The organism is Ignavibacteriales bacterium (assembly GCA_020635255.1).
GTDB lineage: Bacteria > Bacteroidota > Ignavibacteria > Tepidaquicellales > Tepidaquicellaceae > JAEYVS01.
The window spans coordinates 18306-43959 of record JACKAC010000001.1 but is presented as its reverse complement, the minus strand read 5'-3'; the positions used below and the strand labels follow the sequence as shown (position 1 = coordinate 43959).

23 protein-coding genes and 1 tRNA gene are annotated in these 25654 nt (G+C 38.8%); 15 read left to right on the top strand and 9 right to left on the bottom strand.

Annotated features, from left to right (window positions below; translation table 11 throughout):
• The first annotated feature begins 14 nt into the window (after positions 1 to 14).
• Entirely contained in the window at positions 15 to 1601 is a 1587-nt protein-coding gene (locus tag H6614_00235) for an Rne/Rng family ribonuclease (protein ID MCB9242080.1), read from the top strand.
• Here the strand turns inward: H6614_00235 and H6614_00230 are convergent, their stop codons facing one another.
• Complete coding sequence (locus H6614_00230) at positions 1602 to 2747, bottom strand: DNA recombination protein RmuC (GenBank protein ID MCB9242079.1); 1146 nt, start codon at positions 2745 to 2747, stop codon at positions 1602 to 1604.
• 104 nt (positions 2748 to 2851) lie between these two features.
• Between H6614_00230 and H6614_00225 the strand changes: the two genes are divergently transcribed.
• Positions 2852 to 4540: a (2Fe-2S)-binding protein gene (locus tag H6614_00225; protein ID MCB9242078.1), complete on the top strand. Its 1689-nt coding sequence runs from the start codon at positions 2852 to 2854 to the stop codon at positions 4538 to 4540.
• An 81-nt stretch (positions 4541 to 4621) separates the two neighbouring features.
• Complete coding sequence (carB, locus tag H6614_00220; GenBank protein ID MCB9242077.1) at positions 4622 to 6409, top strand: carbamoyl-phosphate synthase large subunit; 1788 nt, start codon at positions 4622 to 4624, stop codon at positions 6407 to 6409.
• A gap of 9 nt (positions 6410 to 6418) precedes the next feature.
• Here the strand turns inward: carB and H6614_00215 are convergent, their stop codons facing one another.
• Together H6614_00215 and H6614_00210 are read right to left on the bottom strand one after the other, a co-directional pair.
• Positions 6419 to 6946: a DUF4199 domain-containing protein gene (locus H6614_00215; protein ID MCB9242076.1), complete on the bottom strand. Its 528-nt coding sequence runs from the start codon at positions 6944 to 6946 to the stop codon at positions 6419 to 6421.
• A 117-nt stretch (positions 6947 to 7063) separates the two neighbouring features.
• The gene (locus tag H6614_00210; protein MCB9242075.1) at positions 7064 to 7534 is read right to left on the bottom strand and encodes a response regulator transcription factor; all 471 of its coding nucleotides are present in this window, start codon (positions 7532 to 7534) and stop codon (positions 7064 to 7066) included.
• A gap of 130 nt (positions 7535 to 7664) precedes the next feature.
• On the opposite strand from H6614_00210, the gene H6614_00205 reads away from it, so the two are divergent.
• The 7 genes from H6614_00205 (at position 7665) to H6614_00175 (ending at position 14270) form a co-directional block, all read left to right on the top strand.
• A complete protein-coding gene (locus H6614_00205; GenBank protein ID MCB9242074.1) occupies positions 7665 to 8273 on the top strand; it encodes a TetR/AcrR family transcriptional regulator in 609 nt (202 codons plus the stop codon).
• Positions 8274 to 8366: 93 nt separating this feature from the next.
• Positions 8367 to 9521, top strand: a complete 1155-nt coding sequence (locus H6614_00200; GenBank protein ID MCB9242073.1) for an ABC transporter substrate-binding protein — start codon at positions 8367 to 8369, stop codon at positions 9519 to 9521.
• 3 nt (positions 9522 to 9524) lie between these two features.
• Positions 9525 to 10421 (top strand): branched-chain amino acid ABC transporter permease, encoded by an 897-nt coding sequence (locus tag H6614_00195; GenBank protein MCB9242072.1) that lies wholly within the window; start codon positions 9525 to 9527, stop codon positions 10419 to 10421.
• Between the two features lie 49 nt (positions 10422 to 10470).
• Positions 10471 to 11559 (top strand): cellulase family glycosylhydrolase, encoded by a 1089-nt coding sequence (locus H6614_00190; protein ID MCB9242071.1) that lies wholly within the window; start codon positions 10471 to 10473, stop codon positions 11557 to 11559.
• A 2-nt stretch (positions 11560 to 11561) separates the two neighbouring features.
• On the top strand, positions 11562 to 12284 hold the full coding sequence (locus tag H6614_00185; GenBank protein ID MCB9242070.1) for a PIG-L family deacetylase: 723 nt from the start codon (positions 11562 to 11564) through the stop codon (positions 12282 to 12284).
• 7 nt (positions 12285 to 12291) lie between these two features.
• Positions 12292 to 13284: a lipoate--protein ligase gene (locus tag H6614_00180; protein MCB9242069.1), complete on the top strand. Its 993-nt coding sequence runs from the start codon at positions 12292 to 12294 to the stop codon at positions 13282 to 13284.
• A gap of 200 nt (positions 13285 to 13484) precedes the next feature.
• Positions 13485 to 14270 carry a tetratricopeptide repeat protein gene (locus H6614_00175; protein ID MCB9242068.1) on the top strand — a complete coding sequence of 262 codons (786 nt, stop codon included), beginning with the start codon at positions 13485 to 13487 and terminating at the stop codon, positions 14268 to 14270.
• A gap of 115 nt (positions 14271 to 14385) precedes the next feature.
• On the opposite strand, the gene H6614_00170 is transcribed toward H6614_00175, so the two are convergent.
• A complete protein-coding gene (locus H6614_00170) occupies positions 14386 to 14862 on the bottom strand; it encodes a hypothetical protein (protein ID MCB9242067.1) in 477 nt (158 codons plus the stop codon).
• Between the two features lie 254 nt (positions 14863 to 15116).
• On the opposite strand from H6614_00170, the gene H6614_00165 reads away from it, so the two are divergent.
• From H6614_00165 to H6614_00155, 3 genes are all read left to right on the top strand, one after another.
• Positions 15117 to 15205, top strand: a tRNA-Leu gene (locus H6614_00165).
• Positions 15206 to 15306: 101 nt separating this feature from the next.
• Entirely contained in the window at positions 15307 to 17205 is a 1899-nt protein-coding gene (locus H6614_00160; protein MCB9242066.1) for a CBS domain-containing protein, read from the top strand.
• Between the two features lie 112 nt (positions 17206 to 17317).
• Complete coding sequence (locus H6614_00155; GenBank protein ID MCB9242065.1) at positions 17318 to 18412, top strand: succinylglutamate desuccinylase/aspartoacylase family protein; 1095 nt, start codon at positions 17318 to 17320, stop codon at positions 18410 to 18412.
• A gap of 1 nt (position 18413) precedes the next feature.
• On the opposite strand, the gene H6614_00150 is transcribed toward H6614_00155, so the two are convergent.
• The 5 genes from H6614_00150 to H6614_00130 form a co-directional block, all read right to left on the bottom strand.
• Entirely contained in the window at positions 18414 to 19292 is an 879-nt protein-coding gene (locus tag H6614_00150; protein ID MCB9242064.1) for a hypothetical protein, read from the bottom strand.
• 10 nt (positions 19293 to 19302) lie between these two features.
• Positions 19303 to 20538 (bottom strand): MFS transporter, encoded by a 1236-nt coding sequence (locus tag H6614_00145; protein MCB9242063.1) that lies wholly within the window; start codon positions 20536 to 20538, stop codon positions 19303 to 19305.
• Between the two features lie 45 nt (positions 20539 to 20583).
• Entirely contained in the window at positions 20584 to 21066 is a 483-nt protein-coding gene (gene nusB / locus H6614_00140) for a transcription antitermination factor NusB (protein ID MCB9242062.1), read from the bottom strand.
• Positions 21067 to 21113: 47 nt separating this feature from the next.
• A complete protein-coding gene (locus H6614_00135) occupies positions 21114 to 22028 on the bottom strand; it encodes a YdcF family protein (protein MCB9242061.1) in 915 nt (304 codons plus the stop codon).
• 166 nt (positions 22029 to 22194) lie between these two features.
• On the bottom strand, positions 22195 to 23169 hold the full coding sequence (locus H6614_00130) for a hypothetical protein (GenBank protein ID MCB9242060.1): 975 nt from the start codon (positions 23167 to 23169) through the stop codon (positions 22195 to 22197).
• A gap of 148 nt (positions 23170 to 23317) precedes the next feature.
• Here H6614_00130 and tmk point away from each other — a divergent pair, with 148 nt between their 5' ends.
• Entirely contained in the window at positions 23318 to 23929 is a 612-nt protein-coding gene (tmk, locus tag H6614_00125; GenBank protein MCB9242059.1) for a dTMP kinase, read from the top strand.
• A 50-nt stretch (positions 23930 to 23979) separates the two neighbouring features.
• Positions 23980 to 25647: a S41 family peptidase gene (locus H6614_00120; protein ID MCB9242058.1), complete on the top strand. Its 1668-nt coding sequence runs from the start codon at positions 23980 to 23982 to the stop codon at positions 25645 to 25647.
• The last annotated feature ends 7 nt before the right edge of the window (positions 25648 to 25654 follow it).

Sequence of the window (25654 nt, the reverse complement as noted above, 5' to 3'; positions counted from 1 at the left end):
CTAATTTAGACTTTATGAAAAAAGAGATTTTTATCAATTCAGGCTCTAATGAGAGACGTATAGCCATTTTAGAGGAAGGAAAGCTCACCGAATATTTTACGGAAAGCCCCGAAAACGAAAGGAACGTAGGAGACATTTACCTTGGCAAAGTTGCAAAGGTAATGAAAGGGATCCGCGCGGCATTTATCGACATCGGTTTCCAGCAGGATGCGTTCCTGCACTTCTCCGATATAACCACATCAGATGAATACTACAGCCTGCTAGGCGAAGATGAATTCGATGAAGATGATGACGACGAGGAAGAAGAAGAACAGGTAAAAGAGCCTCCAAAGAAATACCAGGGCAAGCGGGATAACCGATACAGCAAGAACCCCGATGTAAACCTCACACGCGGGCAGGACATAATAGTCCAGATCACAAAAGAGCCTGTCGCAAACAAAGGTGTGAGAGTAACTTCAAAGGTATCGTTACCAGGCAGGTACCTGGTACTGATGCCCTTCCACAGAAAGGTCGGGCTGTCAAGAAAGATCTATAACTCCAAAGAGAGATACAGACTCAGAAAGCTTGTCAGATCAGCCCTGCCAAAAGGATACGGGCTAATAATACGTACCGTCGCAAGCGGAAAGGAAGATTCGCTTATACTCGATGACCTCAACAAGCTTTTATCGACATGGAACGAGATCGAGAACAAGGTTAAGACACAAAAACCACCGACGATATTATATAAGGACGTTTCAACTACTTCATCAGTGGTAAGGGACCTCTTTAAAGAGGACGTAAGTAAAATAGTAATCGATTCGAAAAAACTTTACCGGGAAATAAAAACCAACCTGGAAGAATCATCCCCGGGGTTTGTAAAAAAACTCGATCTATATACCGGCAACCAGCCTTTATTCGATCTCTATAATATAGAACGCCAGATAGACAGTTCCCTAAACAAGAAAGTATGGATAAAGGGAGCGGGCTATATCATCATCGAAACAACTGAAGCGATGACGGTAATCGATGTGAACAGCGGTAAGTATGCCCGTAGCTCAAACCAGGAAGTTAACTCTCTCAATACTAACATAGAAGCCGGTAAGGAGATCGTCAGGCAGCTGAGACTCAGGGATATTGGCGGTATAATTGTTATAGACTTTATCGACCTGTATGAAGAGAAGAGCAGGCGAAAACTTTACGATGAATTGAGGAAGGAATTCCGGAAGGACAGAGCAAAAGCGACAATACTTCCCATGAGCGAGTTCGGCCTGGTGCAGATCACCCGTCAGAGAATAAGGCAGAACATACTTCACAGGGTATATGATACATGCCCGCTCTGTAAAGGCACGGGCACAGTTCTGTCGAGGACCAGCTTCATGACCAACCTCGAAAGATGGATACAAAGATACAAGGGCGGTCATGCGATACATCCGCTGGAATTAAAGGTAAACCCGATACTCGAGGCATATCTTATTCACGGTCTATTCAGCAGAATAAGAAAACTTTCGTTTAAGTATAAATTGAGAATAAAGGTTGAAGCTGACAGTGAAATCTCACTGGACGAATTCAGGTTTTTATCAAGAAAGACGGGTGAAGATCTAACGGAAGAGTATCTGAACTAATTATTTTATGAGGCGGAGCTCGGTACCATCATCGAGTTCATCTTCATCTCTGCCCAGGAGCTGATCCTTTGGCATGATGTTTCCAAGCTTGTTTTCGAAGTGGTCGAGACGTTTTTCTGCATCACGGTATTTCTTTCCGGCATTTACCAGGTGAGAACCCATCACTTTAAACTCATCCGCAAATTTATCAAGTTCAATATTCAGCATTGCCATATTAGAAATGATCTGCTCGGCATTCTTTTCTACTTCCATTCCTTTTAATCCAATAAGAATAGACTGCAGATATGCGAACATGCTGTTAGGTGAAACGGGTATGACACGTTTTTCCATAGCATAGAGGTAGAGACTCTTTTCGTCACGGTAAACCGTATCACGTACGATCACTTCATAATAGACATTCTCAGCAGGAATGTACATCATTGCGAAGTCGAAGGTCTTTTCATCAGGACGGATATATTTCTTCGCTATGTCGTCAATGTGCTTACGGACATTTTTCAAAGATTCGCGGTAAAAGAGTTCCCTCTCCTGCTCATCCTTGCTGCTAAGGTATTTACGAAAATTCTCCAGCGGGAACTTCGAATCAACCGGCACCAGCTTATCACCAAGATGAATAACGAAATCGACCCGCTCACCGCTATTAAACTTATGTGATTTGGAATAGCTTTCCGACGGTAGTATCTGTTTCAACAGTTCCTCCAGCAGGTATTCGCCAAGGTTGCCCCTTAGTTTTGGTGCTTTGAGAATGTTTTCGAGTTCGGAAATATTTTTACCGACGTTATAGATGTGTTTCGTTGTTTCCATAATTTCTCCGAAACGTTCTTTCACGTCGCCGATGACCTTATTGCTGGACTGCAGGTGAAAGTTTGCATTCGATAGATTGCGCGAAACCTCTTCGCGGAATGCATTTATGTCGGACTGGAATTTATTCAGAGCATTAAATGTGTCATTTCGCTGGCTTTCAAGCTTTTCATTCTGGATAGCAATCTGGGTTTTCTGTTCATTAATGCTTTCAAGCAATTTTGAGGATACATCGACCAGCTGACGGTTAGTATCAGATTGCGTCGAGCCGGACTTTTTTACCAGGAAAAACAAAAGAATGACGGCTACCAGCAGAACGGCTAAAATGATGTAAAGTACGGGATCCATAGCGCAAATTTGTCATTTATTCTGAATTGATAAAGGATAAAATTAATAGTAATTTTGTCAGATAGATTTTTAAGAATGTCTTTCCTCTTTAATATCAATAATTTATGCCCAAGTTTACATTAGACGACCGCGAAATAGAATTCAACCCGGGTGACACAATTATCAAAGCAGCAAAGGATTCCGGAATAACCCTTCCTAACTTTTGTTGGCACCCAGGATTATCGGTATCGGGTAACTGCAGGATATGCCTGGTTGACATCGAGGGCACACCAAAGCTATCAATAGCTTGCGCGACACAAGCAGCTGAAGGTATGGTGGTTCATTCGACTAATGAAAAAGCAATCCATGCACAGAACGCTGTAATGGAATTCCTGCTTATCAATCACCCGCTCGACTGCCCTATTTGTGATGAAGCCGGCGAGTGTAAGCTGCAGGATTACGCATATAAATACGGTGTCGGGTATTCACGCTATGATGAGGAAAAGAATCATAAAGATAAAAGAGTCGATCTTGGTCCTAATATTATGTTCGATCAGGAAAGGTGTATCAGCTGTTCCAGGTGTATAAGGTTCTGCGATGAGGTCGCAAAATCACCACAACTGACTTTCGTGCAAAGAGGCGAGAAGGTAACAATTGAGACCTTCCCCGGAGAAGAGCTAGACAATCCGTATTCGATGAATGTGATCGAGATATGCCCGGTAGGCGCACTAACATCAAAAGACTTCCGCTTCAAATCGAGAGTTTGGGAAATGTCTTTCACCGACAGTGTATGCCCTGGATGTTCCAGAGGATGTAATTCAATAATCGGTGTCAGGAACAACCAGATACTAAGGATAGAGCCGAGAGAAAATATGGACGTGAACGAATACTGGCTATGCGACTGGGGAAGACTGAACACATACAAATGGGTTAATAATTCAGATGAAAGAATTGACGAACCGCAAATAAAGCTTTCAGAATCGGAATCAAACAGCGGTGAAGACAGGCAAATACAGGTCAGCTGGGACGAAGCGATCTCCAAGGCTGTAAACGAGTTGAAAAATTATTCGGCTGACGAAATATTATTTGTTGCCTCGCCATTCTCTACTCTTGAAGACAACTATACACTTAAAAAACTGGCTAAGGATGTTGTAGGAACAGAAAATATAGTTTATATCCCGCACATTGATGGAAGTTTCGGAGACGACCTGCTCAGAAAATCTGACATGACTCCAAATTCAGCCGGTTTAAAGCTACTCGCCATAAGGGAGTTAAACGACAAAGATCTCGCAGATTTACAAAGCGGAAAATACAAGTTATTATATGTTCTGAATGATGACGCTATGAGGATGCCGGGAGCTGAAAATTATATCCATAACATACAGACAAGCATTCAGCATATTCAAAGAAGGAACAATTATACTGACCAAGCGAACGTGCTTTTCTCGGATTCATGTTATGCCGAGATAAACGGTACTTTCGTGAATTTTCAGAAAAGGGTGCAGAGGATCAGGCCGGCAGTGACAACTCTCGATCAGGAAAGGCTGATCGGTGAATACTCAGTATCGAGATGGGATAAGTTCGGAGCACATAATGACAGATGGACACACGGCAAGAAGTTCAATGCCCGTCCGGCATGGAAAGTGATAAAGAACATTGCTTCGGTAATGGGACACAGCTTCAGCTTCGATGATTCGGAGGAAGTGTTTATGGAGCTAAGCAATTCGATCGCCGGAATGGAAGGATATGATTATGAAACAGTTGGAAGCCATGGGATAGTTGTCGGTGAAAAGCCAATGGTGACAGCAGAATAATGCTTGTTATTTTAAATAATCAGTTTCAAATCCCGGTTTAAGTCGGGATTTTTTATGAGAAAATACGTTACAATATATTAGATGAAGAAGATCTCCAACGAACTGCTATTAAAAGCAAAGAAATACGGCTTTTCCGACAAGCAGTTAGCTTACATCTTAAAGACCACTGAAAAAGAAGTAAGAGATTTCAGGAATAAGAATGAGATCTATCCTATTTACAAAACTGTTGATACTTGTGCTGCAGAATTCGAGGCAAACACTCCTTACCATTACTCTGCATATGAAAAATTCAACGAGACCGAATCATCAGACAGAGAAAAAGTTATAATCCTTGGAGGCGGACCCAACAGGATAGGCCAGGGAATCGAATTCGACTATTGCTGTGTGAGATGTGTAAAGGCTTTACGCGAAGAGGGATATGAGACTATCATGATAAACTGCAACCCGGAGACAGTATCGACCGACTATGACACGACAGATAAACTTTTCTTTGAACCCCTGACTACCGAGGATGTGTTGAATATCGTTCGTTATCAAAAAAACGTTAAGGGAATAATTGTAAGTTTCGGCGGTCAAACTCCTCTTAAGATTGCAAAGGAGCTCGAAAAGAACGGGCTTAAGATACTGGGAACTTCATCAAAAAATATTGATGTTGCTGAGGATAGGAAAAAGTTTGGGAAGCTTTTAGACAGCCTTGGCATTCCAAAACCTGAATACGGCACAGCAAAGACACTCCGCACTGCATTGCGCATTGCAAATAAGATAGAATACCCCGTACTTGTTCGTCCATCTTATGTACTTGGAGGAAGAGCAATGGAGATAGTTTATAATAACGAATCTCTCACCAAATTCTTTCATGAAGCTGTTAAGTATTCTGAGGAACACCCGGTATTGATAGATGACTTCCTCGAGGAAGCACGTGAAATAGATGTCGATGCAGTAAGTGACGGGAAGGATGTTTATATTGCAGGTATCATGCAGCATATCGAGGAGGCGGGAATACACTCGGGCGACAGTACCTCGATACTTCCCCCTGTTTCTCTCACAAAAAAGAATTTAAAAGAAATACGATCGTACACAAAGAAAATAGCAAAAGCATTGAATGTAGTTGGGCTGATAAATATTCAATATGCTATTAAGGACAACGTAGTTTATGTTATAGAGGCAAATCCGCGAGCTTCGCGAACGGTACCATTTGTAAGTAAAACCACCGGCGTTCCAATAGCATCTATTGCTGCAAAAGTAATTATCGGTAAGAAGCTTAAGGATATGGGTAAGCTGAAAGATCCGGAAGACTTGAAATACATAGGTATAAAAGAATCCGTTTTCCCTTTCCAAAAATTCCCGCGAGCAAAGATGTTCCTCGGACCGGAGATGCGCTCGACAGGCGAAGTAATGGGAATCTCAAAATCATTTGGCTCCTCTATGGCAAAGTCACAGGAATCAACCGGCAATTCCCTTCCGCTCGAAGGAAACATCTTCGTCAGCCTTAATAATAACGATAAAAAGCTGAAGGCAGTTGATTTGGTAAAAGAATTTGTAAAGCTTAGATTTGGAATCGTTGCAACCAGCGGTACAAGTAAGTTTTTGAATGACAACGGGATAAAATCGGAAGCTGTTTACAAAGTGAACGAAGGACGTCCTAATGTAGTCGATATGATAAAAAACAAAGAAATAAACCTCGTAATAAATACACCGCTTGGCGAAGAGTCCCGTTTCGATGAATATGCGATCGGGTGGGCGGCTGTGCAGTATAAAATACCATTCATTACAACCTTATCCGCAGCAGGCTCTGTCGTTCAGGGGATCCGCGACATGAAAAAAGGAAACCTCAGCGTAAAAAGCCTTCAGGAATATTACAAGGATTAATCCCTTTTATCAGGTTTGTGCTACAGTCTCCGGATACTTTTTCAGAATAGCAGCGGAGATAAGCGCTATAAGTAAACCAATAATAAATACAGTAAGAAACATTAGTAAGCCCATCATAAAAGGGCTATCCCACATTGCAAACTGTTGATTCATCTCCTGAAGCTGCTGATGAATAGCCTCCGGGCTTTGCCCACTGTTTTTAATCTTATCGATATAAAAATCCAAATACAGTTCTTTGAAATCGGAGAACTCGTAAAAAAGCCCCTCAAAAATTCCATAAATGAAAGAGCCTATAGCCGCTATATACGCTCCCAATCCAAATGCTTGTTTGAAAGTAATACATCCATTTAATTCATTGTCGCGGTACCTTTTTATCCCGATAAATATCATGGACATTGCTATCACCATAGTAGCATATCCCATGACCTCTCCAAGATCTAGAAGAGTATATGGACTGAAAAGAAAATAAAGGACTACCAGAACAAGGATCATTATCCCTGCTGCAAAAATACCATGTCGAATTGCCGTTGTATGCATTATGTTATATTTATTTTTTAAATACATTACAAATATACAATCGAATTGAATTCAATGCATCACCCGAAAGTATGATTTTAAAATGGAGATTGGAAATACAGGGTTTAGGTAAAATTATCAGGTAATAATATTCAATTCACGCGCACGGGAGATCGCCTGGGTCCTCCTATTAACCTCAAGCTTCATGTAGATATTGTTTAAATGAGTTTTTATAGTATTCTCTGAAACGAAAAGCTTCTCTCCTATCTCTTTATTGGTATATCCCATAGCTATCTCTCGTAATACTTCTAATTCCCTTTTACTGAGATCTGAACCATTAACCGCGTCAAAATTTATAGTGGGTTCAGTGAATCCGGCTCTTTTAGATTCTTCTCTAAGCTTAATTAGAAATTTCGCTTCCTTTCTCCTGCTGTATGTTGCTCCAAAATAAACCCCGATTATAAGGAACGCCAGGGCTATTATCCCAATGTAAACATCCAATCCTATCTTATATGAAAAATAGGTGTATTCCAGTGATTTAATACCTATCAATAGAATTGCAAGAATTAAACCGAAAATTAACGAAGATATAAAGGTTCTGGATTTCATATAAAAAAATCAGAATAAATTAGTTATTATAAAAGCCAAAATTTTTATGGTTATCGTTTGTTAATCTTATTTTTCAGTTGTAACTATGAACGGTGTTCAGTAATTTAAATCATGTTTAATAAATCCGATAATGGGTACAAAAGAGCGAAAAGAGCGTGAAAAGCTTGAAATGCAGCAAAAAATCCTTGATGCTGCAAGAGAACTATTTATGAAGGATGGATATGAAAATGTATCCATCAGGAAAATTGCTGAGAAAATAGAGTACAGTCCGGGTACGATCTACCTATATTACAAGAGTAAAGGTCAAATATTCTTTGTTTTGTGTTTTCTGGCATTCGATGCATTTTATGCAGAACAGATCAAAGCTGATGATATTACCGATCCCCTCGAAAAGCTAAAAGAAAGCGGTAAGATCTACATTCGATTTGCGGTCGAAAATCCAGAGTATTTTGAATTAATGTTTCTTATGAAAGCACCCTTAGAGGATTATTACGATGAAATCACTTCGGATGTGAGTCATAAATCATTCGATTATTTAAAAGAAAATATACAGGAATGCATTAATGCCGGCTATTTTAAAGGATATGACCTGATGACAGCAACAATATCGACATGGGCATTCGTCCACGGACTAGCATCATTATATATCAAAGACAGGCTAAAGAAAATGAGCGGCAGGGAATTAGACGATTTTATTGAAAATGCCCTAGATCTATACCTGGAATCCGCCAAAAAATAATCTTTCAATATTTCCTCAATCTCTTATTTATTGTATTTATTAACGAATTACGTTATTTTTTACAATTCCATACCTAAAACCAATAAAATCATTATGAAACATACACTAAGGTTACCCCTTCTTTTATTAATTTTAGCTGTATTTGCTTTCAGTGGCATTTTTTATTCCTGCAAAAATGCCGGCTCCGAGAATGAGATACTAATTGGCGAATATGCCTCGCTCACAGGAGATAAAGCTACATTTGGAATTTCTTCCGATAACGGACTTAAACTTGCCGTTGAAGAAATAAACAATAAAGGTGGAGTGCTCGGAAAGCAGATAAAATTAATAAGTGAAGACGATCAGGGAAAGACAAATGAAGTACAAACTGTCGTTCAGAAGCTCATCAATAGAGATAAGGTGGTTGCGATCGTTGGTGAAGTTGCTTCATCACTCAGTCTCGCTGCAGCACCGATTTGCCAGCAGAGTAAGATCCCAATGGTCACCCCTGCGTCAACTAACCCGGAAGTAACAAACGTTGGTGATTATGTTTTCAGAGTATGTTTCATTGACCCATTCCAGGCAACCGTAATGAGCAAGTTTGCTCTAAATTCAATGAAAGTTAAAAGAGTTGCCCTGCTCGTAGATCAAAAGAATGCCTATTCTACTGGGCTGGCAGACAATTTTAAAAGAGTATTTACAGAAATGGGTGGAGAGATAGTAGGTGAGCAAAAATATTCTGCAGGTGACAAGGATTTTAAAGCTCAGCTCACATCACTTAAAGCATTAAACCCTGAAGCCATTTTTATTCCGGGATATTATACTGAGATGAACCTCATCGGGATACAGGCGCGAGAAATTGGCATCACAGTTCCATTATTTGGTGGTGACGGCTGGGAATCGGAAAAACTGCTAGAAGGAAAAGCAAAGGATGCGTTGGAAGGTTGCTTTTTTTCTACTCACGTTTCGATAGAAGACCCTAACCCAAAGATACAGGACTTTATTAAAAAGTATAAAGAAAAATACGGTTCGACACCTGACGCTATGGCGTTTCTGTCATATGATGCCGGAATGATTCTTTTTGATGCAATTCAGAGGGCTGGCTCAACTGATGGGCAAAAGATAAGAGATGCATTAGCATCGACTCAAAACTATGACGGTGTGACAGGAACAATAACCATTAATGATCAGCGGAACGCTATAAAGCCTGCGGTTGTAATGGAGATAAAAGACGGTAAGTTCACTTATAAAGAAACGATCGCCCCATAATATATGAGTGAGTTTATTCAACAGCTAATAAACGGTCTTTCACTAGGAAGCATTTATGCCCTCATAGCACTGGGGTATACTATGGTATATGGAATACTTAAGTTCATAAACTTTGCCCACGGTGAGGTTTTTATGCTTGGGGCTTTCTCAGGATATTATCTTGCAAAAGCATTCGGGATTGATACCAGTAACCTCCCTATGGCGTTGATAATTCTTCTGCTGACGATGATAATCACAGCCGCCATTGGTGTAACTATAGAAAAACTTGCTTACCGCCCGCTTAGAAGATCTTCCAAACTAACTGTTCTCATAACTGCCATCGGTGTTTCCCTGTTTCTTCAATATACGGGTCAGCTTATTTTTGGAGCCGCGCCAAGGTCATTCCCAAATATCCTTGAGGGGTATAAAATTTCCGTTGGCGGTGCGCAAATAGATTCAAACCAGATCGTCGTTATTATTTCTGCGATAATTCTGATGCTCGCTTTGAGATTTATTGTTATGAAGACAAAGATTGGAACAGCTATCCGCGCTGTCTCAAATAATATGACTGCTTCATCTTTAATGGGAATCAACATAGATACAGTTATATCTTTCACATTTGCAATAGGGTCGGCTCTAGCAGGGGCGGCAGGAATTTTATATAGTATAAACTACCCCAGCATTGACCCACTGATGGGATTGTTACCCGGGTTGAAAGCGTTCATTGCGGCGGTTCTTGGTGGAATAGGCAATTTTCCGGGTGCGGCACTAGGTGGCTTAGTCATTGGCGTAGTAGAAACTTTAACAGTTGGATATTTGTCCCCTACTTTCAGGGACGCGGTAGCATTTGCGATACTCATAATAATCCTGATATTTAAACCGACGGGACTGCTTGGAACTAAAGAGATAGAAAAAGTTTAGAGAAGTTTATCTTTACAATTTGCAGTTCCGGATTCCGGGACTGCTTTTTTTGTTTACAACATCAACCGACTTGACTAGCTTTGTAAAAAATACAAACGGAAATTTTTCCGTTAATAGTAAACCATTCCGTTTTGTAGGATGTAATATGTATGAACTGGCTTTTATGGAAAAGAATGTTTCGGACAGGATGATAGAAGATGCGTTCAATGAAGGATTCAAAGTCATAAGGTTCTGGGCATTTGAACCTCTTAAACCTGAAAAGCTTATCGATCTTTGTAATACAGCAAACAAGTTCTCTATATACCTGATTCCTGTACTTGCAGATAAATGGGGTTATATGCAGGATTATGTTGTGAATGATGAATGGTTTGCTACAGGTTATAAAAATACTTATCTCCCATATGCGATAAAAATGGTATCTGCTCTCAAGGATACACCGGTAATTCTGCTCTGGGAAGTAATTAATGAACCTGAATCCGATTCATTCGATGTTTTCTATAACTTCATTCGCGATGTAGCCACTCGAATAAAGAAAGCAGATGAGAATCATTTGCTTTCAATAGGCACGATAGGAGGCCTGGGAAGTAAATATGGAGGAGAGCTTACACGTTTTTCTACAAAGAACTTTCGGAAACTCTACGAAATACCCTTTCTCGATGCAGTCTCTGTTCATGATTATAGTTTTGACGCGACAATAGCTGAAAGACTTGATACTTTATACAGATTCAAGGGAAAACATTATTCTGCCAAATTATTTGAACTTACAAACTATTATATTACATATATACCGCTCCTCGTAAAAAGATTATGGCTGAAAAAATTCGGGAAGAGTATTACCTTTCCATTCACTCTTAAGTGGCTGTGGAGAAATTACATAGGCAAGAATATCTCTATTGCCCGGGAATTAAAAAAACCTTTCTACCTTGGAGAGATTGGCTACAAAAACAATCTGAAACTCGATCGGATAAAAATAGTAGAGAACGAAATGGAAAAGTATTTCAAAAAGGGTATTCAAGGCTTTCTGTTATGGTCATTCGAAGCACAAGGATGGTCAAAGGACGGACACAATTACGGATTCACAAAGCAAGATAATTTTAGAGATGTAATTCATAAACAAAACAAAATTTTAAGGAATTAAGAATGAAGATACTTTATATATTTCCACACCCAGACGATGAATCGTTTGGACCTGCCTTGGGTATCTCTGCACAGCAGAGAGCTGGACATGAGATATACCTCCTCACACTTACAAAAGGAGGGGCTACAAAGCAAAGACATAAGCTTGGTTTATCTGTCGAAGAAATGGGCGAAGTCCGGTATAAAGAGATGCTTAATGTTGAGAAAGCTCTCGGGCTTACCGGCATGACCGTCCTAGATCTACCTGACAGTGGGCTAAAGGAAATGGATCCCCGCGAAATCGAAAAAATAGTGCGCGAGGAAATCGAGAGGATCAAACCTGATATTTTGGTAACCTATCCAGTTCACGGAATAAGCGGTTTCCATGACCACCTGGTTCAGCATGCCGTTGTTAAAAGAGTCTATCTCCAAATGAAAGATGAAGGAGCGGACTATCTAAAAAGGCTTGCATTCTTCACACTGAGTGAAAAAGATGCAAAAAAAGCAAACGAAGACAATATCTTCCATATTAATGGTTCATCGGATGATATACTGGACTGCGCTATTGACGTTACCGAAGAAGATAAACAAAAAATGAAAGACGGACTTTTATGTTATGAAACATATAAAGAAACGATAGAAAAAACTGGCATAATGGATATACAGGGCGATAAGACCTATTACGAATTCTTTCAGGAGGACTTTAAGCCTATGCTGGATGATATTACAAAGAACTTAAAACCATAATTACTCTATGCAGTTAATAAATAATAAAGACATTAACGATCCGACGATTAATCTTGCTCTCGAGGAATATTGTGTACGCAATCTCGACTTTGAGGGAAAGAATTACCTGCTTTTTTACATCAATGAACCTTCCATTATAATCGGCAAACATCAGAACACAATTGAAGAAATCAATTCTGACTACGTCAAAGCAAACAATATTCACGTTGTAAGGCGTGTCTCCGGGGGCGGTGCAGTTTATCACGATCGCGGTAACCTTAATTTCAGCTTTATGACAAAGTATGATATTAAGAGCCTTCATAATTTTAAAAAATTTACTCAGCCGGTCATAGATACTCTGAAAGACATGGGAGTGAGCGCAGAACTCAGCGGACGAAATGACATTATTGTTGAGGGGAGAAAGATCTCCGGCAATGCGCAATTCTCCAATACAAAATCGATGCTCAGCCACGGTACTCTTCTTTTTAATTCAACTCTTGAGGATGTTGTTGAAGCTTTAAATGTAAAAACAGATAAAATTGAAAGCAAAGGTATTAAATCAGTCCGGAGTAGAGTTGCAAATATTACCGAATTTCTTTCGGAAATTATTACAATTGAAGAATTCCGAGAAAGGTTGATAAAGAAGATTTTTGAAAACGAACCCTCATCGGTTTATGAGCTTAGTGATGAGGAATGGGAAAAGGTCGATAAACTATCGAATGAGAAATACCGCGCATGGAACTGGAATTACGGTAGGTCACCCGAATTTAATATCAAAAAAATAAACCGGTTTGAATTCGGGCAGGTTGATATGAGACTCCATGTAAAAGATGGGATTATTACTGATATAAAGATCTATGGAGACTTTCTGGCTCATGGCGAAATGCTCGAGATCGAAGAACTTTTAATTAACACCAAATTTGAAGAAACTGAAATTGAAAGGATTCTGGATGAGGTGGACATGCATCATTACTTTGGTCCTATTACCTCTAGAGATTTTGTAAAATTCATGATGAATTAGCTTTTTTTGGTACAAAAATTGTAATTTACTGTATATATTTTGATAGTTTTTTGTCAACTTATTCCCTAAAAAGTGGGCAAGCTACTGTTATCTTGTTACTTAACTGACTCCAGAGAAGTAGTAAAATTCTGCTTTCTTGAGAGTCTATTAAGTCCAGGATAGTTGCTAAACTATCGATATAATAAACTTTAATTTATATTATGGGCATACTCAAAAAATATTATTTTGTATTTGCAATTAATCTGATCCTGTTTATAATTCTTGTCTTAACAGGATGCCAGAAAGCTAACAATACTGCTTCAGAAGTCAGTGTGGATGTGTCTAAGCTAACTGGTTCTACAGTCCCGGGTACTAACCAGCCATATTATGATAGTACTGACGTATATGGAAAGGGATATTATGATTATCAGGATACTTTAGATACTTTCCATGACGGGTATAACATTCCCCGTGATAGCATTTACAAGGTTTATAATATTCACGAATGGGAAAAAAATAACTACCTTGGTGACAGGGATTCACTTAGCCCAGAGGCATCCCTGGATAGAGGAAATCATCTGCAAAACATAAAACTATATGAAGAAGCTATCCGAGACTATGATAGATACATTGCTCAGGTAAAGACAAATAATTCTGCATACCATAATAGAGGTAATGCTCATGAAAGGCTAAAGCATTATCAGCTTGCGTTAAGAGACTATGATACGGCAATATTCATCAGACCTGATGATACAATTGCTTATTTTAATAAGGGTGTCGTTTATGATTACATACAGCAGTATGACTCATCACTCATAATGTATACAAAGGTAATAGAGATAGACCCGAGACTTGCTAAAGCATACTACAATAGAGGTGTTATTTATAAACTTACCGGACAATACAGGGAAGCAATGAAAGATTGGGAAATTGCAATGCGCTTAAACCCTAAATACATACCTGAACTCTCGAAAGAGATAGACCGAATTAAGATATTCTACAAATAGTACAATAATAATTCTAATATAGATAATAAAAAAAGGGTGTTAAACTAACACCCTTTTTCTTTACTTACCCTATTTATTTTTACTACTTTAAAACTCTTTCAATGTGCAAACTACCTTATCTTTGCTCTATTGACCAATCACCAACTGTTTGCACTTTTATCAGGTAAGGTCCTGTATAGGGAACGTCAACTGACTGAACAAATTCAAACGGTCCTTTTTGATCGGTAATAATTCTGTACTCTTGTCTCTCGTTTGTGAGCAATGTCAGTTCAAAATTAGAATCCCCATGATATACAACTGCAAATTTTGCTCTATCTTCCTCCATTAGGTCAATGATCAAATCTCTTGATCCGTTATATCTATAAATCATACGGTATTGCTTAATGTCACTAATAGGAGGATTATAAATAGATTCCTTTGTGCCGGAATTTGAAATATTTTCAGCTATGATCTGGGTTGAATTATACCAGGGAGCAAGCACAATAAGCCATACAGCAATGATAGCTACTTCTACAATAATAGATAAAACAACTTTTATCGTATTGCTCATACCTGGTTTTTTGAGGTCTGAATTTACAGCAGTATTCTGCATGAATATATAAATTTTTTGTTAAAATAAAAACCGTCTAAGAGATAATAATCCCATTGCAAATAATAATATTACAATTACCATGCCACTTCTACCATAATGTTGCGCGAAATAAATATTGTTTATTCAATACTAATATCACTAACCCTAATTATATCTGGACCTTCAATAGCATTATAACTATATAATATCCTAATGTATTATATATATTAGTATGGAAAAAAACCCGCAAAAATGGTAACTTGACAGTTCTAAGCGCCCGGGTGGCGGAATTGGTAGACGCGCAGGACTTAAAATCCTGTTGCCTGCAAGGGCAGTACCGGTTCGACCCCGGTCCCGGGTACCAGCCTTTAAAGCAATGCTTTAAAGGCTTTTTTATTACCTTGTGACATATATCATTGCCATTAAGACAATAGTGTCAGTATATTATAAGACCTAACCAACAAAATGTCAGATAGGAAAGTACAGGCAATAGATCCTAAAGAAAGTAATTCATTTATACAGCATCTTCTCGATGACATTAAAGCTCTCGATATTATGCTGGAAAATGGAATGCTGGAGAGCGGCATCTGCAGGATGGGTGCCGAGCAGGAAGTTTGTTTCATTGATTCATCATACAGACCTGCTCCTGTAATTATGGAATCACTTGATAAAATTAACGATGACCACTATACAACAGAACTTGCACGGTTCAATCTGGAAATCAATCTTGACCCTCTGGAATTAACGGGTAAGTGCTTTTCTGATATGGAAACTGATCTCTCAGCAAAGATTGCAAAAGCTGAAGAAGCAATAGAAGAAGACGGGTATAGAGTAATGCTGGTAGGAATCCTACCTACAATAAGACATTCCGATTTAACAATTGAAAATATCACACCAATTCCACGGTATAAAGCTCTGGATGATGCGTTGAAAAAACTAAGAGGTGAGTCATTCGAGTTCAGGATAGCCGGTATTGATGAATTGATAACCCGTTCGGACTCCGTAATGTTTGAGAGCAGTAATATGAGTTTTCAAGTACATCTCCAAATAGATCCTGAAAAATTTGCAAGTATGTATAACTGGGCGCAGGCAATAACAGCTCCCTTGGTCGCCAGTGCTACTAATTCCCCTCTATTACTTGGAAAGAGACTATGGTGGGAAACCAGAATAGCTCTTTTTCAACAATCTGTGGATGTCCGCCAAACCGACAGTTCAATAAGGGATAGATTGCCGCGGGTAACTTTTGGAAATGAGTGGGTGAGAAGCTCTTTTGTTGAGATATTTAGGGAGGACATTGCGCGTCACAAAGTTTTGATAAAGCCGGAGATCGAAGAAAACTCAATGGAATTGGTTTTAAAGGGAAAGATACCCAAACTAACAGCCTTGCGAACACACAACGGATCTGTCTACAGATGGAATAGGGTTTGCTACGGTGTTTACAATGAAAAGCCCCACATCAGGATCGAAAACAGGGTATTACCTTCAGGACCTTCTATTATTGATGAAACAGCAAATTCAGCTTTTTGGCTGGGTATGATGTGCGGTCTACCTGAACAATACGAGAATATTTCATCTATGATGGACTTTGATGATGCAAAAGATAATTTTATTCGTGCTGCAAGACAAGGATTAGGTGCACAATTCAAGTGGGTAAACGATAAAACGGTCACCCCGCAAAACCTGATACTGGATGAGCTCCTCCCGATAGCAGCAAGCGGTTTAATAAAAGCAAATGTCGATAGTGATGACATTACAAAATATCTTGGAATCATAGAAAAGCGGGTAAAAACCGGACGGACCGGTTCACAATGGATCTCCGATTCATTTAATAACCTGAAAAAGGAGTCCACCAAAGACGAATCTGTAATAGCACTTACTGCAGGTATCTATAATAGGCAGAAAAAAAATACACCCGTTCATGAGTGGGAACCGGCGGATATAGATGAAGCAGGGTGGGTGAACAGGTTTAAGGAAGTCCATGCAATAATGTCTAAGGATTTGATAACTGTATATGAAGACAATCCTATAGAACTGGTAGTTAATATTATGGACTGGCGAAAAATTCGTCACGTACCCGTTGAAAACAAAAATGGTGAATTCGTTGGTATTGTAACTGCCGGTATTATTATGCATCACTTCGCAAAAAGGAAAGGGGAATCAACGGAGGACCTTACAATCGCCGATATTATGCAAAAGGATGTTTATTCAGTACCTCCTTATGCTCTTACTGAGGATGTACTGCGTCACATGAGGAAAAATAACCTCAGTTGCACAGTTGTATTAAAAGACAATAAGATAGTTGGCCTCATAACAGAGCATGATTTTTTAAAGATAACGCGAAGACTTTTTAAAGAACTCAAGTAACGTTTTGATTGAAGTTTATAGTAAACCATTAGACAAAAAAGTAAAAGTAAGTAGAATTATCGGTAAGTATGGCGGGACCTCCCCGGGTCCGCTGGCGATTTTTTTGGGGGGTATGCACGGAAATGAACCATCAGGTATATTTGCTCTAGAATATGTACTGCATACCTTAAATAAAATAAAACCCCCCTTCAACGGAACAATGTACGCTCTTGCCGGCAACCTCGAAGCTCTCAGACGAAGTGAACGATACATTGATAAAGACCTCAACAGGTTATGGGATAAAAATGGAGAGGAAACGGGGATACATGAATTATCTGAAAGAGATTCAATAATTAAAACCATTTACGAGATAATTTCCTCAAGCGACGGCAGGCCGGTTCTATTTGACCTTCATACAACTTCTGCCGAAAGTATCCCCTTCCTTGGGATCAGCGATACTCTCAGAAGCAGAAAGATGGTCAAAGATATCCCTTCTCCTATTATATTAGGATTAGAGGAAAGAATGGACGGCACGCTTTTTAGCAGTTTGAATGAGATCGGACTCACATCTGTAATATTTGAAGGAGGTCAGCACGATTCATTATCCTCAATTGAAAATCACATTTCCATCATCTGGGAGTTCCTCAAAAACGCCGGATGCATTAACTTGAATGATATTCCAGACTTTAATAAATATTACCACACGCTTGCCAAAACTTCACCCGGTGAGAGAAAGATATACGAAATATCATATGTATATAGGCTAAAAAAGGACGAGGGTTTTGTAATGAAGCCGGGATTTGTAAATTTTCAGATCGTAAATAAAGGTGAGATTCTTGCAAAGAATAAAGATGGTGATATAAAGTCTCCCCGGTACGGAAATATTTTTATGCCATTGTATCAGAAATTAGGCGGGGAGGGATTCTTCATTGTAAATCTAATAAATCCGGTTTGGCTGGGGATTTCCGGCTTCATGCGCAAACTCCATGCTGAAAAGCTTCTCGGTATTCTGCCCGGAATAAACAAAAACCCCAACGAGCCCAGTTCTTATATAATTAACACTAATATTGCTCGTTTTTTAGTGATGAATATTTTCCACCTGTTCGGATACAGGCGCGAAAGAAAAGAAGGCAAGACTATTATAGTATCCCGCCGGGAATATGACTCCGTATCTCCATCTGCGGATGAGTTAAGGAATAACTTCAAAAAATACTTCGACCTCGAATAACCTAATCAAAATACGATGATAGCTTCTTTATTTGTGAAATCCGGAGCTCGTCTTTATCCTTTTCGTATACATTAATCAGATTTGCGAATACCCTCTTTATTATCTCCTTGTCCTCAGCAATTTTCAAATAAGGAATATGATTAAACTCTTCCTCGTCTAGTCCCAGCTTATCTAAAAATTGTATCACCTCGTCTCTTGAAATAACTATTCCCTTATTGAAAGGATCGATAAAAAACTCTTCACTGCTATCTTGGTATTTTATAATAAAATGGGACGGCAGATTCACTCCGAATATAGGCAAGTTAAGCCTCTTCGCTAGGAGTATATATAGTATAGATATTGTAACCGGTATGCCTACTTTTTTATCAAGTACTTTATTTATAAAGCTATTGTCCGGGTCATAATAATTGTCCGAATTCCCGTAAAACTTTCTCTCTACAAAAAGATAATCGTTAATGATGTTGATTGTATCCAGAGTCGAATGATTAAGCAATCCCCTGTCATCGATCCTTTTCTCTATGTCCAATGCCATCTTATCCAGGATCATTTTATAATTTTCGATATTCACGTCCGGATATCCGTACATTGAGATTAGAAATACTGCCTCCTCGAGCAGGTCTTTATTGTTCCTTAGTCTTAAGTTTCTGAATTTCTCGTAAAGCTGGTCAAAGTTTATCATGGAAATGATCTCGTTTGCCCGCATCATTATCAGCGGGTCTTTTAGATCGGCATATTCCTTGATAAAATTAATTGAATTATCGCCGTGATAAATGAGGCGCTCTTTTACATTTTCATAAACAAAATCACTCTCGTCATCAAGCAGTTTGATAAGGTGTTGAAGTTCACCATTGGGAAGAAGAGGGTCTTTTGTTCTTTTCATATTTTTTGGATTAAGTTTCTTTGACTTTTTTAAGTAACAGCATACCTACAACGAAAAACACCCCCACAGATAGTACTGCTAAACTTTGATTACCCCCAGAAAGAAACGATACTGCTCCAAAAGTAAGCGGTCCCACAAGCGTGGATGTTTTGTCCATTAGCCCATAGAATCCGAAAAACTCAGTTTTAGATACGTATGGCACAAGTTTACTCATCATAGCCCGTGACAGACTTTGAGTAGAACCGAGGAACAACCCTGCAAAGCCGCCCACTATAAAAAATTGGTGTATATTCATTCCCGCGATCATTACAACTGAATCCTTGTTTATAAAAAAGAAAATATATATTACAATCAAAGTCCAGAACATAAGATTTATTGTGATAGATCTCAATATTCCTATCTTATCCCCAATAAATCCGAATAGGAAAGATCCTACCATCGCCGTAAGTTGAACGATAATGAAAAATATCGCCAGTTGAGGCACATCAAAGTTTAATGTCTTAGCTGCATATATACCCGCAAAGAATATTATAGTATTCACTGCATCGATATAGAAAAAGAAAGACAATAGGAAATTCCTTAAATTCGGATACTCATTAATGTTCTTTATTGTTCCTATAACCTTTTTAAAACCATATTTAAAAAGTTTTTTTTGCTCAACCGGTGCTAGCGGCTTCTCTTCCGGCACGAAGAGGAACAATGGAAGGGCAAATATAAAAAAAACTGCAGAGCATATCACGAATAGCATATTAGGGTCATCCTTAAAAGGCAAAACCAAAACAACCGATAAAAGTGATCCGATATATCCTACAGCGTAACCTATTCCCGACACCTTGTTATAATACTTCTCATCCACCATCTCCGGGATAAACGCATCATATAGCGCGAGCCCTGTCTGAAATCCTGTATTTGATACGATAAATAATACCAGCGCGTAAAAGACCGTTCCCGGTCCGGTAAAATACATAAGTGCCGTGCCTATTACGCTCAACATAGTAAAAAAGAAGAGATATTTTTTCTTGGTGTGAGTAAGGTCGGTTATTGCCCCGCAGACAGGACTCAATACTGCGGTAATTATCATTGAAATGTTTATTCCAATACCCCAGTAAAAGTCACCTATGGACTCATTACCAGCGATAACAGTCGTGAAATATACGGCGAAGACAAAAGCAACAATTATAACTGCATAGGATGAGTTAGCAAAGTCAAATAAAGACCACGCAAAAACCCTGGATTTATTCTTCATGCACAGTTAAAATTGTGAAAGGAACCCGTATTAAGAAACTACAAACTACTTCGTACCCGAATGCTGTTCTTTTTTCTTTTTCAGATCCAGCAATCCCCTGCCTGATTTTTCCAGCTTATTCTCTTTCTTAAGCTCATCGAGTACCGCATCAAGTACACCATTGACGAACTTTCCGCTGTTCTTGGTACAAAAATCCTTAGCTATATCTATTGCTTCGTTTATGGAAACTTTGGGGGGGATGTCCGGAAAAAACAAAAGCTCGGCTATACCCATTCTAAGAATGATCTTATCTACTATGGCAATGCGTTCGAACTCCCAGTTCTCTACTTTCTTTACGATAAACTCGTCGAGCATGGGAATATTTTCCGAAACCTTGTCGATTAGATTGTTGGAAAAATTAATACTATCCTCATCCTCTATCTCAGTTAGAAGATCGTTCTTAATTTTATCCAACGGCTCCTTGGAGATTTCGCTGGCGTAAAGAACCTGCATTACCTTTATCCGTACTTCTCGTCTTTTGGATACCATTACCTGAAGTTATTAATAATTATTATATCTATAAAGATAAATCTTAATCAACCAAATCCAAGTACCCAGTACATTAATACTGCTACACTCTCTTTTAAGCAAAAAAGAATGCCTCCCTGTGTCGAAAGCGGCGTATCTGACGCTATTGTAATCGTATTCAGATCGTTAAATTTGCATATTTCCTTTATCCTGAATAAATGATAATTATCTGATACGACCACTATCCTGTCCCAATTCCTCCTCCTGTATAAATTGTCTCTCACATAAGTTATCTGCTCGAACGTCGAATTAGTCACCTTCTCAAAAATTATGTCCTTCTCTTTTACGCCGTATTTTATTAACTCGTTGCGGGCTACTTCTGACTCGGTCATCTCTTCTGGGGATCCACTCCCCGTCAGCACAAGCAATGGAACCAGCCCGGCATCATAGATCTCAAATCCCTTGTTTATTCTTTCACGTAATACCGGTGAAGGTCGGTTACCTCCCCATACCGCCGCGCCGAATATTATTCCCGCATCAGCAACGTTTTTCTCCTTATTACCTGAAAGATATTTACCTGAGTCGTCTTTATAATTATATATTTGTAAAAAAATTATAAAGATACACACCGAAAGCACTAAAACCGTCCAAAATATCTTCTTTACCGGATGTAACTTTTTCGATCTGGAAAATGTCAGTGAGAGAAGAGAAAGAAGAACGAATATATTTCCTGCAATAAAGGCAAAGGTAAAATATACTTTGTCGTCTTTCGAAAATATACTGCCGAATATAAATAATATAAAAAGACTCGAAGCCGCCACAATATTTAATAATATAAGCGATGAATCTTTGATATCGGAATTTATGAATATATTGATGGTAATAAGAATGGTGATCAGTCCAAAGAAAATTATGCTAATCAGATTGCCCGTCTTCATAAAATCCAGGCTTTCCAGCATTAGACCCTGGTTGTTATACCTCATATAGGATATAAGTAAAAATGAGGTTATTTCCAGAAAGAGCAGGATAAATAATAATAATAGTCTTTTGATATACCCGATGTTTGATTTATCATATCAACTCTACTAAACAAATATATAAAAAGGCATAGTTTTAGTCAATGTTTTGAGAGGAGAACCTTGGATTTGCTTAAGTAACCGAGAAATAGAAGAACACCCCTATAATTACAATAGTAGCGGACATTACAATTAGTGATATCCTGTCAAGACGTTTGGATGCTTCCTGTTTACCCGATTCCCACAGCTTAAGGGAGATTGCGGAAATAAATATACACAAGAAGATATATACATAGGAAAGGTTATGCAGTATATCCACAAATGTAAAGCTGGAGGATTCTGGCAGTGTTGACGCAATCACAAATGAGTTAGCAATCGCGGCAAAAAGTGCACCCACTGACAATCCGAACCTCGGGTCGAGGTCCATCGGATTTATGAGGAACGTTATTAGCGAAAGTAAAATAGATATGAATAGCCCTACAAAGAGCTTTATGAACAGACTGAATCCCTGTCTCTTAATGGTGAAGTAAAATACTATTCTTGAATACGGTGGATAATCCGTTGATGATACAGTTGGGTCTCCGTAGTTTGTTTCATAAACATAATCCACCTCTTTTATTCCATAGTCCACCAGCTCCCAGTACTTTAGCGAATTCATTACTCCGCTATCCAGTTTAGTCCCGGCGAGATCCGGTATAAACACAACGCTGTTCTTATCGTCAAAATCCTCCACTACTATCTCTATCGTATGCTCATCGAATGGAAAATTGGATATATCCCACTTTTCCCTGATCACACTATTCACTCTGAAGGTCTGGTAATTCACCTCCCCGTAATCCTCCGTAAATACTGTTTGCTTTTCATACTGCTTATCATTCACAAGCTCGAACGTCTCCGAAGGATTGAGACTATCATTTTTAAACGTATACCAGATATAAAAATCTACATTTAGCTGATTCTGTGGGAAATCAATGTCATAGACGGAAAACACATACATTCCTACAGTGAGTGTATCGGGGGAAGATTCTTCCTCTTCCTCCTGGGAATAGGCAGTTGAAGCAAATATTGCCAGCAGTAAAAGTAAGAATATTCTGTATATATAATTCAATAATCTCCCCTAAGGTATTCATGGAAAATAGTAAATTTAAAGATTTCAATAAATAAATTATTTAAGTGGGCATTCCTTAACAAATAATTATTTTGCTAATCTACACAAAATTATATAATTTACCTTTTGCTAATAAAAGTCGTTATTTTTGTTTATCACATTTGAAGGGATAGACCTGAGCGGAAAATCCACGCAGGCAAAGTTGTTTTTTAAATACTTAAAGAAGAAAACAAAAAAGGTCATCCTCCTCAGGGAACCGGGCGGTACAGCAATTTCAGAACAAATTAGGAATATTCTTCTTCATAAGTCTGATTCAAAAGTGGACGATATGACAGAATTCCTGCTATTTTCTGCTGCAAGGTGCCAGCTGACTCAGGAAGTCATAAAACCGCATCTGGACAAAGGATATACCGTTATTTGCGACAGGTATTTTGATTCATCCACGGCATATCAAGGATATGGCGGAAAAGTTGACCTTAACACGATAAAAAAACTGAACTCGATTGCTTCCGGAAACTTATTACCGGATTTAACTTTTTTAATTAATATATCTTACAAGGAATCGCTGAAGAGAAAGAAAGGCAAACGTAAATACGATAGGATCGAACAAAAAAAAAGTAGTTACTTCAGCAAAGTTATAAACGGATATCTCGATATTGCATCTAAAAATAAAAGAAGAGTAAAATTACTTGATGGACGAGAAAGTATCGAACATATCCATTCAAATATCGTAGAAATATATAATAAAAGAATAAAATAATTTTTATTAACAGGAAGGACATTGTTATGCAATACAAGAAAAGCAAATTTATGGGACTTAGATTTTTTATCAAACCATTGATTCTGATCCTTTTCTTAACCACTCTCAACGGGTACGCCCTTGCAGACGGAGGAAGACCTCAGGATGATATTTATGATAAGATAAATAAGAATCTCGACGAGTTCGGAAATGTTTACAAAGAGATCGCATTGAATTATGTCGATGACATCGACATGGATAAGTTCGTCAAAGCCGGTATAAATGGAATGCTTTCCACTCTCGATCCATATACTGTGTTTTACGATGAAGACAGCAGGGATCAAATTGAACTTATTACTACAGGCAAATACGGCGGTATAGGCATTACTGTGGAGATTCGCGATAGTATCCTGAGGGTTACAGATGTATTAAGCGGGTATGAAGCCCAGCGCAAAGGTCTGAGAAGAGGCGATCAAATTATCGAAATAGACGGGCAAAATACATCTAATATTGACCTGGATAAGTTAAGATACGTTATAAGAGGTCCGGTAGGTTCACAAATAAATGTAAAGGTAGATAGAGACGGTAATATACTTGACTTCACTCTCACACGGGAAGAGATAAGCCTAAAAAACGTTTCCTATTATGGATACCTTACTGGGGACGCGCAAGGCATTGGATATATAAAGCTTGACCGTTTTACTCGCAATGCTGAAAACGAAGTTGAAAACATAATAAAATCTCTTAAATCATCTGGTAATCTAAGGGGCATTGTACTTGATCTGCGGGATAACGGCGGAGGTCTCCTGGATGCCGCAACGGGCATTCTTAATAAGCTCGTCAAAAAGAACAGCCTGCTTGTCATTACTAAAGGTAAACAGGAAGATTCTGAAAAGAAATATTTCTCTAAAGAAGATCCGCTTGCAGGCGACGAAGTTCCTCTGATTGTGCTAATAAATGAAAATACTGCCTCGGCATCTGAGATTGTTGCAGGCGCTATCCAAGACCTGGATAGAGGTGTCATAGTGGGATCAAAATCTTTTGGAAAGGGTCTCGTCCAGCAGATAAAAGACATTAATAACGATACACAACTTAAGATCACTAACCAGAGATATTTTACTCCATCGGGTAGATGGATACAGAGCAAGGATTATTTCACTGAAAACAAAAGCGGCGTGTTCCTCAATACTTCACAATTCTTGCAAAAGGAGTTCCGCACACTAAACGGACGAACCGTTTACGCCAACGGCGGCATTACACCGGATGTCGAGGTTGACGTCAAACCCGAAAGCGAGGTTCATCAGGCCCTTGTAAATAAAGACATGTTCTTCAAATACGCAGATTACTACCTGGAATCCCACCCTGGTGTAAATGTTGTTACTGTTGATGATGTTGTATTCCAGGATTTTAAGAACTTCCTCTCCAGCTATGGTTTCAATTACGAATCTAAGGCTGAGAAAAAGGTCAACGAGCTTAAGGATATGGCAAATAATAAAGATTTCTCATCTGATTACATGACATATCTGGATAAGATCATGCAGGAAGTGGAGTCCTCGGAATCGGGCGAACTCGAATCTGCCAGGGAAGAAATAATAAGAAGCATCTCTGAAGAGATCAACAAAAGACTTGTCGAAGAGTTTGCCCAGATCGAGGCAACTTTCCCGACGGATAAACAGCTTCAAAAGGCAGTGAATATAATCAATGATCCTGCCGAATATAATAGACTGCTTTCTAAGTAATAATTAA